The sequence below is a fragment of the Flavobacteriales bacterium genome (genome assembly GCA_020635855.1).
In the GTDB taxonomy this organism is placed as follows: Bacteria; Bacteroidota; Bacteroidia; order JACJYZ01; family JACJYZ01; genus JACJYZ01.
In genome coordinates this window covers 1-13,926 of record JACJYZ010000002.1, presented here as the reverse complement: position 1 = coordinate 13,926, position 13,926 = coordinate 1, and the positions used below count along the sequence as shown (strand labels likewise).

The 13,926-nt window shown below is 51.0% G+C and carries 13 protein-coding genes and 1 tRNA gene; 6 read left to right on the top strand and 8 right to left on the bottom strand.

Annotation, left to right across the window (positions count from 1 at the left end):
- Positions 1–2 precede the first annotated feature (2 nt).
- Positions 3–2,795: a TonB-dependent receptor gene (locus H6585_00075; GenBank protein ID MCB9446720.1), complete on the top strand. Its 2,793-nt coding sequence runs from the start codon at positions 3–5 to the stop codon at positions 2,793–2,795.
- A 59-nt stretch (positions 2,796–2,854) separates the two neighbouring features.
- On the opposite strand, the gene H6585_00070 is transcribed toward H6585_00075, so the two are convergent.
- The gene (locus H6585_00070; GenBank protein MCB9446719.1) at positions 2,855–3,874 is read right to left on the bottom strand and encodes a hypothetical protein; all 1,020 of its coding nucleotides are present in this window, start codon (positions 3,872–3,874) and stop codon (positions 2,855–2,857) included.
- Between the two features lie 164 nt (positions 3,875–4,038).
- Positions 4,039–4,605 carry a DUF3109 family protein gene (locus H6585_00065; GenBank protein MCB9446718.1) on the bottom strand — a complete coding sequence of 189 codons (567 nt, stop codon included), beginning with the start codon at positions 4,603–4,605 and terminating at the stop codon, positions 4,039–4,041.
- A 118-nt stretch (positions 4,606–4,723) separates the two neighbouring features.
- Between H6585_00065 and H6585_00060 the strand changes: the two genes are divergently transcribed.
- Entirely contained in the window at positions 4,724–6,190 is a 1,467-nt protein-coding gene (locus H6585_00060; GenBank protein MCB9446717.1) for a glycine--tRNA ligase, read from the top strand.
- Here H6585_00060 and H6585_00055 read toward each other — a convergent pair.
- From H6585_00055 to H6585_00040, 4 genes are all read right to left on the bottom strand, one after another.
- Positions 6,187–6,924, bottom strand: coding sequence for a hypothetical protein (locus tag H6585_00055; protein MCB9446716.1), 738 nt, complete (start codon positions 6,922–6,924; stop codon positions 6,187–6,189). The genes H6585_00060 and H6585_00055 overlap by 4 nt on opposite strands.
- 116 nt (positions 6,925–7,040) lie before the next feature.
- On the bottom strand, positions 7,041–7,604 hold the full coding sequence (locus H6585_00050; GenBank protein ID MCB9446715.1) for an aminoacyl-tRNA hydrolase: 564 nt from the start codon (positions 7,602–7,604) through the stop codon (positions 7,041–7,043).
- A gap of 70 nt (positions 7,605–7,674) precedes the next feature.
- Entirely contained in the window at positions 7,675–8,328 is a 654-nt protein-coding gene (locus tag H6585_00045) for a 50S ribosomal protein L25/general stress protein Ctc (protein ID MCB9446714.1), read from the bottom strand.
- A gap of 19 nt (positions 8,329–8,347) precedes the next feature.
- Positions 8,348–9,280: a ribose-phosphate pyrophosphokinase gene (locus H6585_00040; GenBank protein MCB9446713.1), complete on the bottom strand. Its 933-nt coding sequence runs from the start codon at positions 9,278–9,280 to the stop codon at positions 8,348–8,350.
- A gap of 271 nt (positions 9,281–9,551) precedes the next feature.
- On the opposite strand from H6585_00040, the gene H6585_00035 reads away from it, so the two are divergent.
- The 3 genes from H6585_00035 (at position 9,552) to H6585_00025 (ending at position 11,898) form a co-directional block, all read left to right on the top strand.
- Positions 9,552–9,635: transfer RNA gene (locus tag H6585_00035), tRNA-Leu, on the top strand.
- 140 nt (positions 9,636–9,775) lie between these two features.
- Positions 9,776–10,285, top strand: a complete 510-nt coding sequence (locus tag H6585_00030; GenBank protein ID MCB9446712.1) for a dCMP deaminase family protein — start codon at positions 9,776–9,778, stop codon at positions 10,283–10,285.
- Positions 10,282–11,898: a S41 family peptidase gene (locus tag H6585_00025; protein ID MCB9446711.1), complete on the top strand. Its 1,617-nt coding sequence runs from the start codon at positions 10,282–10,284 to the stop codon at positions 11,896–11,898. Before H6585_00030 ends, H6585_00025 begins: the two co-directional genes overlap by 4 nt.
- Here the strand turns inward: H6585_00025 and H6585_00020 are convergent.
- Both H6585_00020 and H6585_00015 read right to left on the bottom strand, forming a co-directional pair.
- Positions 11,891–12,508 carry an N-acetylmuramoyl-L-alanine amidase gene (locus tag H6585_00020; GenBank protein ID MCB9446710.1) on the bottom strand — a complete coding sequence of 206 codons (618 nt, stop codon included), beginning with the start codon at positions 12,506–12,508 and terminating at the stop codon, positions 11,891–11,893. The two genes, H6585_00025 and H6585_00020, sit on opposite strands and share 8 nt — an antisense overlap.
- Before the next feature lie 429 nt (positions 12,509–12,937).
- Positions 12,938–13,234: a hypothetical protein gene (locus tag H6585_00015; GenBank protein ID MCB9446709.1), complete on the bottom strand. Its 297-nt coding sequence runs from the start codon at positions 13,232–13,234 to the stop codon at positions 12,938–12,940.
- 178 nt (positions 13,235–13,412) lie between these two features.
- Here H6585_00015 and H6585_00010 point away from each other — a divergent pair.
- Positions 13,413–13,926 (top strand): hypothetical protein (locus H6585_00010; protein MCB9446708.1); only part of this gene is annotated, 514 nt, incomplete at its 3' end.

Here is a 13,926-nt window from a genome sequence, read left to right as displayed (position 1 = left end):
GCATGAAAAAGATTTTGCATATCGCGCTCCTGCTGACTACACTGGGCGTTTCCTCCCTCTTCGCACAACAAAGAACCGACCTGAACGGCGCTGTTACCGACTCTTCCGGGAAGGCGCTTCCATCAAGCACCGTGGTACTGCTTGACGGCAAGGACTCCACCCTGCTCAAATTCACCATTACAGACAATGCAGGTGCCTTCACCCTCAAAGGGGTGGATCCCGGGCATTACATCATGCAGATCTCTTACCTGGGCTACAAGAGCACCTCCCGTCAGCTGGATGTGAAGGGTGAAAAGGAAACCACCGACTTGGGCATGTTGGTGCTGGCGGAAGACAAGATCATGCTGGGATCCACCACCATCGAAGGGCAGCGCATCCCCATCCTGTTCAAGGAAGACACGGTGGAGTACAACGCCGCCTCGTTCAAACCCAAGGCCAATGACGCCGTTGAAAAACTCCTTAAAAAGCTTCCTGGCGTGGAAGTGGATGAAGACGGAACCGTTAAGGCCCAAGGCGAAGAAGTAAAGAAGGTATTGGTGGATGGAAAGGAATTCTTTGGGGATGACCCCAAGGTAGCCACCAAAAACCTGCCGGCGGATGCCATCGCCAAGGTACAGGTGTATGATAAGATGTCGGATGTGTCGGAGTTCACCGGTGTGGACGACGGCGAACGCCAGAAAGTAATCAACCTCATGCTCAAGGAAGGACGCAAAAACGGCTACTTCGGAAATGCAATGGCAGGCGGCGGAACGGAAGAACGTTACCAGGGCAAACTCAACCTGCACCGCTTCACAAAAGAAACGCAAACCTCCTTCATCGGAATGGCAAACAACACGAACGAACAAGGATTCTCAGCCCGCGACTACATCAACTTCATGGGTGGCCTGGGCAACCTGATGCGGGGCGGTGGCGGACGGGCCTTCACCCGTGCCGACATTCCCGTGGCCCAAGGTATCGGGAACGGCTACATCAACACACAGGCAGGAGGGGTTAATTTCAATCATCACTTCAGCAAAAACACCGACCTCAACCTGAGTTATTTTTACAACGGCATCAACGGCAACGCCGACCAGACCACCTACAAGCAAAGCTTTGCGGAAACAAACCAATACACATCCAACGAGCAAGCCTCGTCGGACCAGCGCAGCGGCAATCACAGGATTTCCATGCTGCTGAAACACGAGTTCGATTCCACCGCCGACTTGCAGGTGCGAGGTGCCCTCAAGTACAATGACGGGAAATCAAACGCCGAAACCTACATCCGCAACTACACCCTGAACGACGTTCCGGTTGCACTCACAACCAACGACAACAACAGCCGCGGCAATGATCTGAACGGAAACCTCGGTGTAACCCATCGGAAGAAACTGAAGAAAGACGGCCGCACGCTGGTGACCGAACTGACCTACTCCGGCCGCAAAGGAGATAGCAACGGGGAGTTGCTCAGTCACAACGGTTACTATGTGGATTCGCTGGGATCGTGGTTAAATGACACGATCTGGCAAAACCAGCAGAGCATTACACAGCAACAAACCTATGGTGGCAAACTCACCTACACCGAACCGTTGGGCAACCGCCGTTACCTGCAAGTCACCGGCGACCACAACCGCAAGACCGATATCAGCACCAAGCGGTTTTACGACCTGTACAACCAACCTTATTACCAGGAAATCCTGAACCCGATGTTAAGCAATGAGTTCAACAGTGATTTCTTCTACAACCGGGGAGGTGTGAATTACATGCTCAACCGCACCCAATACAATTTCTCTGCAGGGGTGGATGCCCAATACGCCTTTCTGAAAGGAGAAGTAACGAATACCAAAGCCACGGTGAGTAAAGAATTCCGGAGCCTGCTTCCTTCTGTCAATTTCGGATATCGGTTCAACAACTCAAAACGGCTCAACATTCGGTACAGAACACAGATCAACGAGCCATCGGTGGATCAGCTTCAGCCCGTGACCGACAACAGCAACCCCCTGAACATCTACATGGGTAATCCATACCTGAAAGCGGAATACTCCCAAACCCTGTCGATGCGCTACATGGCTTTCAGTCAGTTCAACTTCACCAGTTTCTTTGCCAACCTGCAGGCTACCTATACGGGTAACAAGATCACCAATGCAGTGAACGTAGACCAATACTTCCGGCAAGTGACGCAACCGGTAAATGTGGATCAGTATTTCAATACCAACGGCTATCTGTCGTACAGCATGCCGGTCAAATACATCAAAGCCAAGCTCAACCTGAGCAGCAACCTGATGTACACCCACAACATCCAGTTTGTGAACACCCGGCAAGACAACCTTAACCGGTTCACCAACGGGTATGAGGTGAGTGTGGAGAATCTGAAGAAAGGAAAACTCGACCTCGAAGGAGGGGTGCGCATCACACAAAATCTCACCTATTACGAGATCAACGACAACTTCAACCAGCGTTTCCTCACCAACAAGTACTTTGCAAATGCCGATGTAGACTTCCTGAAAACCTGGCGCGTGGAAAGCAATCTGGCCTATACCGTGTACACGGGTGATGCGTTTTCCGTTACCCAACAGGTTCCGATCCTGGGTGCAAGCCTCAGCAAGAAATTCCTGAAGAACGACAAAGGTGAACTGAAGCTGGCGGTGATTGACATCCTCAACCGGAACACGGGAATCACACGCACCAGCGACGTGAACTACATCGAAGAGCAACAGGTGGAAACACTGGGCAGGTACGGACTACTCACCTTCACTTACAACTTCCGCGCATTGGGTCGCAAGTCGAAAAGTTCTGAGCGCACCGAAGGAGACGGGTAAAAAAAAGCGGAAGGTGTATAGACCTTCCGCCAGGGTATTTTCATTTTTCAGGATTCCTGCTACTCCAGGTTCAGCGTGCTTTCACCGATCTTGTTCTCTTCACAGTAAATCTCAACCTGGTATTGTCCGGCCTTGAACTCGGATCCGTCAGGAAGTTTGAAGCTCATGCAAATGTCTTCGGCATCCCCGGTGTAGTTCAACTCCTTCATGGAAGTATACATCATCTGCTTGCCGCCTGCGGTGAACTGGTTGCTTTCCGTGCCACTGGCAAGCACCACTCCGTCCGGCGTCTCGATGCGCAGGTAGAGAGATTTCGTACCCGTTTCGGCGATGGCATTTTTGCCCAGCATGAAACAAGCCTCAATCTTGTTGGCCTTGCCGGCCTTGTCGCGCACCCGCTCTTTTCCGCTTTTCTTTACCTGGATTCCATTGGCCTGAACGTTGTATGCCACGAGCGCCTGGCCGGTGTGAACGGTTTGGGTCAGCTGATCATTCTTTTGCGTCAGTTGGCTGTTCTGGTTGTTGGCTTCGGTCAACTGGGTCTGACTGGTGTTGAAGTCTGCCGTCAGCTGCATGTGGGCGGTGCTGAGGCTATCGTATTTCATCTTCAGCATGTTGTACCTGTTCTCAGCATCTTTGGCAGCCGCTTGTGCTTTATACACCCTTGAAGCAGTTGCTTTGTACTTTTTCAGGTCAGCCAGCGCAGCTTCCAGATCGGCTTTTAACTTGGCACGATCGCTATCAGCTTCACCATATTTGGCCGTAAGCTCCGTCAGTTCATCGATCTTCTTCTGAAGATCTGCTTCAACTTTTGCTTTTTCTTCCTCCAGGCGATTGCTGGTCTCAACAGCCACTTCGGTTTTCTTGGTCTGGTCGAACAACAACCAACCTAGTCCACCCGACCCGAGTGCAAACAGCAACAACAGGATCAGAAGAAGCTTGCTCTTCTTTTCCTTTTCTTCTTTCTTCGGCATGTTAACCGCTGTAGACGGTTGCTTGGCGGGAGTGGCGGGTGGAGGAGCCTTAAACTTCAGCTCATTTTTGATCTCCTTGCCTTCGTTCGGTGTTTGTTCGGTCATAAGGTCCGTTTTGGGATGACTTCATACAAATGTAATTAATTTTTAATGGGCCGAACACAGCGGGTGTTCGATGCCCGTGGTTCGTTTTTCGATGTTCGAAAAGGCCTCGCGCATTAACTTCTGCGACCAACCACAAACCAGAAACTACAAACTACAAACTACCGTCATCCTTTGTAATTATCGGCCGCCCATTCCAGTCGCCCGTACCAATCTTCGCCGTACTTCCTTATCAAAGCATCCTTCACAAAGCGAAATACCGGCATCCCTTTTTTCTTGCCGCACGACAGCGCCGGTTTGCAGATGTCCCATTCATGGTAGTTCAGGTGATCATATACACCGGAGCGCGTGATCCGTACCGGGTAAAGGTGACAGGAAACAGGTTTGCGGAAGGTGACCTTCCCGTCGCGGAATGCCTTTTCTATGGCGCAAATGGCGATGCCCTTTTCGAACACCACGAACGCACACTCCTTGTTCTCCACCAGCGGTGTCACCCATTCGCCGTGGTTGTCCTGAACAGCAACACCCTGCTTGTCAACCGCCGCAATGCCCTTTTCGGCCATGTAGGGTTTGACATCATCATACACCTCTTCCAGTATGGGAATTTCGGAAGCATCCAGCGGTGCTCCGGCATCTCCCTGTACACAACATTCTCCGTGGCATTTGCCCAGATCACAATGGAACCGGGTTTCCAGGAGCTCTTCGGAAACCAGGGTGGAATCGATCACTATCATGTTGCAATATTAACGCAATTCCGGGAGCTGTTTATCGAATATCCTTACTTTTGCGCTTGCTAAAGAACAAGCCCGCATATGTGGCGGAGTGAGCCATGCGGGCATCAACACATGAAGTATGAAAAACGGTGCCGATCAATTCAAGAAGATTGTTTCCCATGCCAGGGAATACGGATTTGTATTTCCTTCCAGTGAGATTTACGATGGACTGGGTGCCGTGTATGACTATGGTCCGTACGGAGTTGAATTAAAAAACAACCTGAAAAATTATTGGTGGAAGGCCATGGTACACCTGCATGAGAATGTGGTAGGTGTAGACTCCGCCATCTTCATGCACCCGAAGATCTGGGAAGCTTCCGGTCACGTTGGCGGGTTCAACGATCCGATGATTGATAACAAGGATTCGAAAAAGAGGTACCGTGCGGATGAGCTGATCGAAAACAAGATTGCCCAGTACCAGGGCAAGGGCAAAACAGAAAAAGCGGGGCAGCTGCATACTGAATTTGTGGCCTGTTTGGAAAAAGATGACCTGAAGGGTTTGCATGACCTGATCGTATCGCATGAAATTGCGTGCCCGGAATCGGGTTCGAAGAACTGGACGGAAGTGCGTCAATTCAACCTGATGTTCTCCACCCAGATGGGATCCACTGCCGAAGGTGCCGATAAGATCTACCTCAGGCCGGAAACGGCCCAGGGTATTTTCGTCAATTTCCTGAATGTGCAGAAATCGGCACGGATGAAGGTTCCGTTCGGGATCGCGCAAATCGGTAAAGCATTCCGAAACGAGATCGTGGCGCGCCAGTTCATCATGCGCATGCGGGAGTTTGAGCAGATGGAGATGCAGTTCTTCGTTCGCCCCGGGGAAGAAATGGAATGGTATGAGCACTGGCGCGACAAGCGGCTGAAATGGCACCTTTCGCTGGGTGGCAATCCCGATAACTATCAGTTTCACGTACACGATAAGCTTGCCCACTACGCCAATGCAGCGGTGGACATTGAATACCAGTTTCCCTTTGGATTCAAGGAAGTGGAGGGTATTCACTCCCGCACGGATTTCGACCTGGGCAATCATCAGAAGTTCTCTGGCAAGAAGCTCCAGTACTTCGATCCTGAGTTGAACCAGAACTACGTACCGTATGTGGTGGAAACATCTGTTGGGGTTGATCGCTTGTTCCTGACCGTAATGTGCAATGCTTTTGCTGAAGAAGAGGTGGGAACAGGGGATAAGAGCGACGTGCGCACCGTGCTTCGCATTCCTGCATTCCTTGCACCTGTAAAGGTGGCTGTTTTGCCGCTGGTGAAGAAAGACGGTCTGCCGGAAGTGGCCCGAAAGATCATGGCCGAACTCCAGCTCCAGCACAACTGCAGGTACGATGAAAAGGATGCGATCGGCAGGCGTTACCGTCGCCAGGATGCAGTGGGAACCCCTTTCTGCGTAACGATCGATCACGACACGCTATCGGATCAGGCTGTGACCGTCAGAGAAAGGGATTCCATGCAACAGGAGCGTGTTCCCATCAACCAGTTGAGCAGCTACATCGGAAAAGCGCTCAGCGTGGAGGAAAAGCTCCGCGGACTGATCTAGGGCACCAGGCACATTCGTCTTGCCGGTGACGGGGTGTTCCAAACCACCATCCAGATGCCCGAAGACAGGCCATCAAACGAGAGATTGCTTCCGGCTGGCTGGTCTTTCCACACGCGGATGCATCTTCCTGAAAGGTCATACACCCTTACGTCACCTTTTGCATTGACCGGTCCGGAAAGATGAACCCCATTGTACATCTGACAAATGGCCGCCGGATGTGGACCGGGTACATGCCCGCCACCGGTGAAATAACCGTACATGCGGATGTCGTCCAATGCCAGGTTGCCTTTGGACTTAACGTAGGTCAGGTTGACATAATGCATCCCGCCCGGCATCCGGTATTGCATGATGCTGTCCCTGGTTGGATAAAGGATCACTGTATCCATCGTCTCCCACGAAAGACTGTCGGCGCTTGTGTTGACATACAGCACGGAAAGGCTGTCGAGACTGTTGCCTTTGATCCAGAATGACAGTGAATCCGCCACCTCAAATCGTGGAAAGACAAGCAAGGTTCCATCCCCATCAAACTTGAACGAATTGGGTCCGCTGGCTCCGCAGGATGAAGCGGATGAATACATGCCGTTCCGGCTGGCGAACCAGCCCGCAGGCAACGTGGCTTCCGTTCCCTCATACGTGGTGAAGTCCTCCGACAACACCAACTGTTGGGCATGTGCATACGGGATGGCAAAGAAACAGATCAATAAGAGCGTGAATGTGTGCATTGGTTTTTTCATGGCTTTTTTGATGGCAAAACTAGGCCGGCCATCCAAGCAAAAGGGGAACAACACTTGCGCAATCCTACATGTGTAAGTTGCTGCAATTCTTTATCCGGAATAAGGAAGAAACGGGATCAACCGTTGAACTGATTCATGGCCACCGGGAGTCCGGCCAATGCGAAGGCGGTGATGGCCTCTCCGGCACGCTTGCAGGATGCTTTGATGAGGGGTTTTTCCTGGTCAGTCCACTGACCCAAGACATAATCCACCTGGCCACCCTTGGAAAAATCGTTACCGATACCCATGCGTAGACGTGCATAGCTGTTTGTCCCCAAGCTTGCGGTGATGCTTTTCAAACCATTGTGGCCGCCGTCACTTCCCTGACCGCGCAACCGCAAGATACCGGGTGGCAAAGCGAGGTCGTCCACCACCACCAATACGTGAAGGGGATCGATGTTTTCCTTTTGCATCCAATACGCAACTGCCTTCCCGCTCAGATTCATGTAAGTGGTAGGCTTGATTAGTAGGAAACTTTTGCCTTTTAACCTGAACGTGGAAACATCTGCCAAACGGCCGGATGTAAATGGCGCATCATGGGCCTCCGCCAGCTGGTCCAGCGCCCAGAATCCGATGTTATGACGGGTATCCTGGTATTCTTTACCCGGATTACCCAAACCTACGATCAGGAATTTTTCCACGGCCCGATAAGCTCAAAATGGGAACGGGAGACCGTAATGGGTCTCCCGTTCAATATAAAGTTGGACTGTTTTACTCCTTGTTTTCGCCTTCTGCAGGTTTGCCTTCGCCTTCTGCTGCTGCTTCTCCTTCCTTGGCTGCTTCTGGTGCGGCACCAGCTGCTGCATCTTTGGCTGAAGCTGCGGCACGTGAAGTCTTCACAGCTACCACAACGGCATTGGGGCTATCAAGGATTTCCACGTTGTCAATAGCCAGGGCACCTGCCTTGATCGAATCACCGATCTGCATTTTTGAAATGTCCACGTGAACAAAATCCGGCAACTGACCCGGCAACGCCTTCACTTTCACCTTTCTCAATTTCTGCTGCAACTTACCGCCGGCAATTACACCGGGTGCATTACCTGTCACCTTTACCGGAATGGCCGTAGATACCGCCTTGTCGTCGGCCAGTTCCAGGAAATCCGCATGAATAACAGCATCCGTTACCGGATGGTATTGCACGTCTTTCAACAGGGTGTTGTATTCCTTACCGTTCAGATTCACCTTAACCTGGTGTACTTCCGGCGTATAGATCAGCTGTTTAAAATCCCGCGTGTCGGCAAGAAAATGTACCTGTTCGGCACCTCCGTAGAGGACACAAGGCACTTTCCCTTCCCTGCGAACCTTTTTGGCATCGCTGGTTCCTTTATTCTCCCGCAGGGCTCCGGTGATGGATACTGATTTCATGACTGCTATATTAGTGTTGTTAGCAAATAAAATGGGGACTTATGGATTCAAAGTTCTGAATTTTCTGGATCACTTCCGCAAACAGGTTGGCCACCGACAAGGCTTTGATCTTGGGATGATTCTGTTTTAACGGAATGGTATTGCAAACAATGAGCTCGGTGAGTGCAGAGTCGCTGATCCTGTCATATGCTTTACCCGACAGAATCGGATGGGTACAAATGGCCCGAACACTCGCAGCACCTTCCTCGATGATCTGGTTAGCGGCGGTGGTTAATGTTCCGGCGGTATCAATCATATCATCCACCAGAATCACATCTTTGCCCTTCACATCTCCGATGATGGTGATGGAATCAACTTCGTTGGCGCGTTTTCTGAGTTTGGAACCGATCACAAAGTCGGTATTGAAATACTTGGCGTAAATGTTGGCACGTTTGGTACCACCCGCATCGGGGGTAGCAAAAATCAGGTTGGGAAGGGTCAGGCTTTCGATGTAGGGAATGAAAATACTGGATGCATACATGTGATCTACCGGCACTTCGAAAAACCCCTGGATCTGATCGGCATGCAGGTCCATGGTAACCACACGTGTCACCCCGGCCGCTGACAGCAGGTTGGCGATCAGCTTGGCACCGATCGACACCCTTGGCTTATCCTTGCGATCCTGCCTTGCGTAACCGAAATAAGGCATCACGGCGATTACATGCCGGGCGCTTGCGCGTTTGGCTGCATCCACCAACAACAGCAATTCCAACAGATTATCTGCGGGAGGTGTGGTGGATTGGATGATGTACACATCACTGCCCCTGACCGTTTCCTCGAATGAAGGCTGAAATTCCCCGTCGCTGAAATGCAGCATCGACACCTCACCCAGATGAGAACCATAGCAAGCCGCAATCTCGGCAGCCAGGTCCCTGGTAGCGGTACACGAAAAGAATTTCACGGTTTGTGACATACAATCAATATTTTCCCGGACATTTACCCGTTCACCCCTCCTTGCGGAAAGGGCTGCAAAGGTATAAAATTTCTCCATTTCCCCCATATTTTATAATGGATTTCATTCGGACGCGAAACAGCGCACCAACCAGCCTTCTCATGAGCCTTCCGAAAAGTCTACGTGTTTGTGCCAACCCGCAATGATTGGTTCTTGCGTATTTGCGCAAAGAATTTACCTTTGCAAGCCGTTCTTAGGATCAGGTACCGGGTACCTGACAAAATGCACATTTGCCGAAGTGGCGGAACTGGTAGACGCGCTGGACTCAAAATCCAGTGGTGGCAACATCGTGTGGGTTCGATTCCCACCTTCGGTACACTGATCTGTTTGGAAGGATGAGGAAGTACAACCTCTTTCCTCGCTACATCCTCCCAACGGCATCTTCCCCGCTCAACGTTTCCCTTCCTCTCATAAAAATTTGCACCTTTGTGTGTTCTCAAAAGCTTAATTTGTCGCATGGAGTCGCCGTCGGAGAAAAAGAACAGACCTAGTTTTGATGATATCTACATGGAACTGGCCATGAACCTGGCGGGCCGATCTCACTGTGTGAAGATGAAAGTGGGCGCGGTATTGGCCAAAGACACACGCATTGTTTCCCTGGGCTACAATGGCCCCCCGGCTGGCACCCACAATTGCGACGAAGAATGGCCTGATGGCGGATGCGCCACCAGCTTCAAAGGATCCTGCTACCTGGCACTTCACGCCGAAGAGAATGCCATCCTTTACGCCGCCCGCAACAAAATGTCGCTGGAAGATGCCACCCTGTACGTGACGCTATCACCCTGTCTTTCCTGCGCCAGAACCATCTATACCATGGGCATCCGAAAAGTGTTGTATCTGAACTCATATGCCGAATACAAAGGCCTCCCCGCCGATGAAGGTGCAGAATTCCTCAAGCGTTTCGGTGTAGCTGTTGAAAAATACCAGCCTGCCGGGTTCATCCCTTTAAACGAAGAATTGAAATGAACCGTCGCATATCCATCTGGCTTCCGCTTATTATTGCCGTGGCATTGGTCATGGGAATCTTCCTGGGCGCCTACCTCCCCAAAAGCGGACCGGTAGACGGTGTACTCCCCATTCGCTCCATTACGGGCCATTATGACAAGCTGAGCCAGATCCTGCGCTACATCCAGAGCGAATATGTAGACACCGTTGATATGGACGAATTGATGGATGAATCCATTGTCAACCTGCTCTCCGAACTGGATCCCCATTGTTACTACATACCTGCAGACGAACTGGCGGCTACCTCCGAACCGCTGGAAGGGAATTTTGAAGGCATCGGGATTGAATTCAACATCCAGGAAGATACCATTGTGGTTGTGGCACCCATCTCAGGCGGCCCTTCCGACCTGTTGGGCATTCTTCCGGGCGACCGCATCGTTGACATAGAAGGTAAGAAAGCCGCAGGCGTGGGCATCACCAACCAGGATGTGATGGACAAGCTGCGCGGTGAGGGTGGAACAAAAGTGTCAGTGAAGATCTACCGCCATGGACACAAGGATTTGCTCCCCTTCACGATCACCCGGGGCGAAATTCCCCTGTACAGCGTGGATGTCGCCTTTATGGTGAACGCCAACACAGGCTACATCAAGATCAGCCGGTTCGCCAGGAATACGTATGACGAATTCATAGAAGCGGTAGACAAACTGAAGCCTCAGGGAATGAAACAGCTGATCCTTGACCTGAGAGGCAATCCGGGAGGTTACCTGGATGCAGCCACGCTGATTTGTGATGAGTTCCTTTCCCGCGATAAACTGATCGTTTATACCGAAGGTAAGGCCCGTCCGCGTACACCTTACTTTGCCACCGCCAGAGGAAGCTTTGAAAAACAACCCCTGATCATTTTGATCGATGAAGGATCGGCCTCCGCGAGTGAGATCGTGGCAGGCGCCGTGCAGGACAATGACCGGGGAACCATTATCGGGCGCACCAGTTTCGGGAAAGGACTTGTCCAGGAAGAATCCCGGTTCCCCGATGGGTCCGCCATCCGGTTAACCATCGCCCGGTATTACACGCCCACCGGCAGGTGCATCCAGAGACCCTACAACAAAGGCATCAAGGCCTATTATGAAGACTTGTACAGCCGTTCCGATATTCATGGCGGCGGACAGGACAGCATTCCTGCATCCGACACCACCCAGAAATTCACCACACCCGGAGGAAAGGTGGTGTACGGTGGTGGTGGCATCCGACCGGATATTTTCATTCCGGTTGATACGGCCGGGTACAGTTCTTACCTGAACAAATTGATCACCGAAGGCGTCATCAACCAGTTCTGTTTTCACTATGCAGACGTACACCGGAAAGAACTTGAAAAGAACTACACGGCCGAAACATTCAAACTAAACTTCCAGGTGACCGGTGCCGTGAAAGACGAATTTATCCGCTACACCACAGAAAAAGGTGTACCCTACAACGGAACCGGATGGGAAGAATCGGGCCAATGGATCAGCCTTCGTGTAAAGGCTGGCATCGGGCGCCAGATTTGGAGAGAAATGGGATTTTATCCGGTACTGCTGGAAGACGACCCTGTTTTCCTCAAAGCCCGCGAACTTTCCACTGAAACGATTAATTGAGAAACGAACGCTTCGGCTTGTTTTCAAGGATAGACTTCGCAATCTCGTCACACAGGATCCATTGCTTCACCGGGCTGGTCACAAAAGCATATTCATCCGGCTCAGACAAATTTCCAAGGTTGAGTTCAATGGCCGGAACCTGGTTGGTTTTGAGGATATACGAATTGGCATTTTTAATGCCGTTCATTTTCAATCCCTTCAGTTGACCCAGCCGGGACATGAGGTCATCACTCCATTTACGTGTAGCGGAAAATGACGGATTCTGGTTGCTGATGAAGCATTCCACCCCGGAACGTTCGGGGTCATGTCCGTAATAGTTGAAATGCAGCGATAGGAAAAAGTCGGCCTCCAATGCCTTGGATGTTCGGTCGGCAGGTGTCATCTCCTCATCCTGTGTACGGGTCATGATGACCTTGATGCCACGGGCTTCGCACACCTGTTTCAGATGCCAGATAAAAGAAAGGGTCAGTTCTTTTTCGCTGAGGCCTCCGGGCAGAATAGCCCCGACGTCATCTCCCCCATGACCGGCGTCCAGGGCGATAACGGATTGTTTGCGTAGATTTTTCTGCCACGTGTAAACGAACGAGGTAGTGACGGCTACCACGGTCATAAAAATCAGACTTTTGCGCACCATATTCATCTGATAATTGCCATTAAAATTAGAACTCCTAAGGGCCGAAAAAGCGGGAAGACCATCGGTCCCCCGCTGATTTCAATTGCCATTGCCGGAGATAAGGTAGCCGTCCCCCACCTCCCAGTACCAGGCGGGGGCCGGCTGAACAAGCTCATCATACCTCCGTTACTGACAAGCTTGCTATTTCTTCTTACAGCTTCGAACCGCGAGGTTCGCCCCCTGACTTCCCAGTATCAAGTCAGGGGACGGAACCACCTCACGCTGCCGCATCTCTGCGAACAGGAGCCTCATCCTTCCCGCAAAAGAGGGATTCAATCTTTTCAATTTGCGGATGGGTACCCCGGTCAATGACCGGGGCCCTCTTCCGCTGGCCGTGTCGCACCTCCGTTTGCAACCCGGCCGTAATTATTGTTGAGCACTCATTGATGACGTATAGGGTGTTTCTTCAACCCAACGATCAATGTAGAAACTTTGAAACTCGTCACTCCACTCCACTTCCAGGTAAATCGGGGAGCTTTTGCCCTGCACCCATAATTTCCTGTTGATGCCGTCCGTTTCAATTTTCACCACACCTGCATAGGGCGTGTTCATTAATATGTAATTTTCTACTTCCTGGTTTGACACACTGGGTGCCGCAGCCATTGTTAGGGTGCCCATCGCCATCAGACCGGCGCATAGGAATCCCCTGAACCAAATTTTCATGTTGCCCTCCGTTTTTTGGTTAAAAGAAATTCTATTGTTTCGTGACTCAAAGGAAGAGCTTTGATCGGCCGAAAGACACGGACAAATCGAATATGGCCGTTAGATTCGAGTAATGGCAAGCGATTAGGACGATGTTATTCTTGTTAATTTGATGTGGATATCTTAAATTCGTTCAGCTATGAAAGTGATCGTCGCCATCCTCGAGTCCATGAACCCCAAAGAGCTCAACAACGTGCGCAAGGGGCTCACCCAATTCGCCACCAAACGGGCCAAAAAGCCTGGTCCGGAGAACAGTACCTCCCTGAAATTACTTGAACTTGCCCTTGAACATGGGGACAATTGGACGGATACCGATTACTGCCAGGCTATGTATGGCAATGATCGCGATGGACGCTTCCGCAGCCTCAAGCACTGGCTGACCCGTCGCTTAATTGAGCTTCAGGTTTCAGATGTTTGCTTGAATGCACGAAATGAACTAGGTGGCTTTTCAAAAAAATACCTAGCCCGTATTCGAGTTAACAGGCTTTTAAATTCCACATATATATACTTTAATACCGAAAAGGGGAATCGAGTACTAAGCTTTCTGTTCGATCAAATCATCCGAGAAGGTGAGCACTTCGAGTTATTCGAAGAACTGGCAAAAGCATATTCATTGATGTCCTTCACTTTGGTTTTACAAGAGGATTATGGCA

Bases quoted from the DNA above. Each gene is read 5' to 3' on its own strand.
- H6585_00075 (MCB9446720.1), top strand. From the start codon at position 3: ATGAAAAAGATTTTGCATATCGCGCTCCTGCTGACTACACTGGGCGTT.
- H6585_00070 (MCB9446719.1), bottom strand. From the start codon at position 3,874: ATGACCGAACAAACACCGAACGAAGGCAAGGAGATCAAAAATGAGCTG.
- H6585_00065 (MCB9446718.1), bottom strand. From the start codon at position 4,605: ATGATAGTGATCGATTCCACCCTGGTTTCCGAAGAGCTCCTGGAAACC.
- H6585_00060 (MCB9446717.1), top strand. From the start codon at position 4,724: ATGAAAAACGGTGCCGATCAATTCAAGAAGATTGTTTCCCATGCCAGG.
- H6585_00055 (MCB9446716.1), bottom strand. From the start codon at position 6,924: ATGAAAAAACCAATGCACACATTCACGCTCTTATTGATCTGTTTCTTT.
- H6585_00045 (MCB9446714.1), bottom strand. From the start codon at position 8,328: ATGAAATCAGTATCCATCACCGGAGCCCTGCGGGAGAATAAAGGAACC.
- H6585_00040 (MCB9446713.1), bottom strand. From the start codon at position 9,280: ATGTCACAAACCGTGAAATTCTTTTCGTGTACCGCTACCAGGGACCTG.
- H6585_00030 (MCB9446712.1), top strand. From the start codon at position 9,776: ATGGAGTCGCCGTCGGAGAAAAAGAACAGACCTAGTTTTGATGATATC.
- H6585_00025 (MCB9446711.1), top strand. From the start codon at position 10,282: ATGAACCGTCGCATATCCATCTGGCTTCCGCTTATTATTGCCGTGGCA.
- H6585_00020 (MCB9446710.1), bottom strand. From the start codon at position 12,508: ATGACCGTGGTAGCCGTCACTACCTCGTTCGTTTACACGTGGCAGAAA.
- H6585_00015 (MCB9446709.1), bottom strand. From the start codon at position 13,234: ATGAAAATTTGGTTCAGGGGATTCCTATGCGCCGGTCTGATGGCGATG.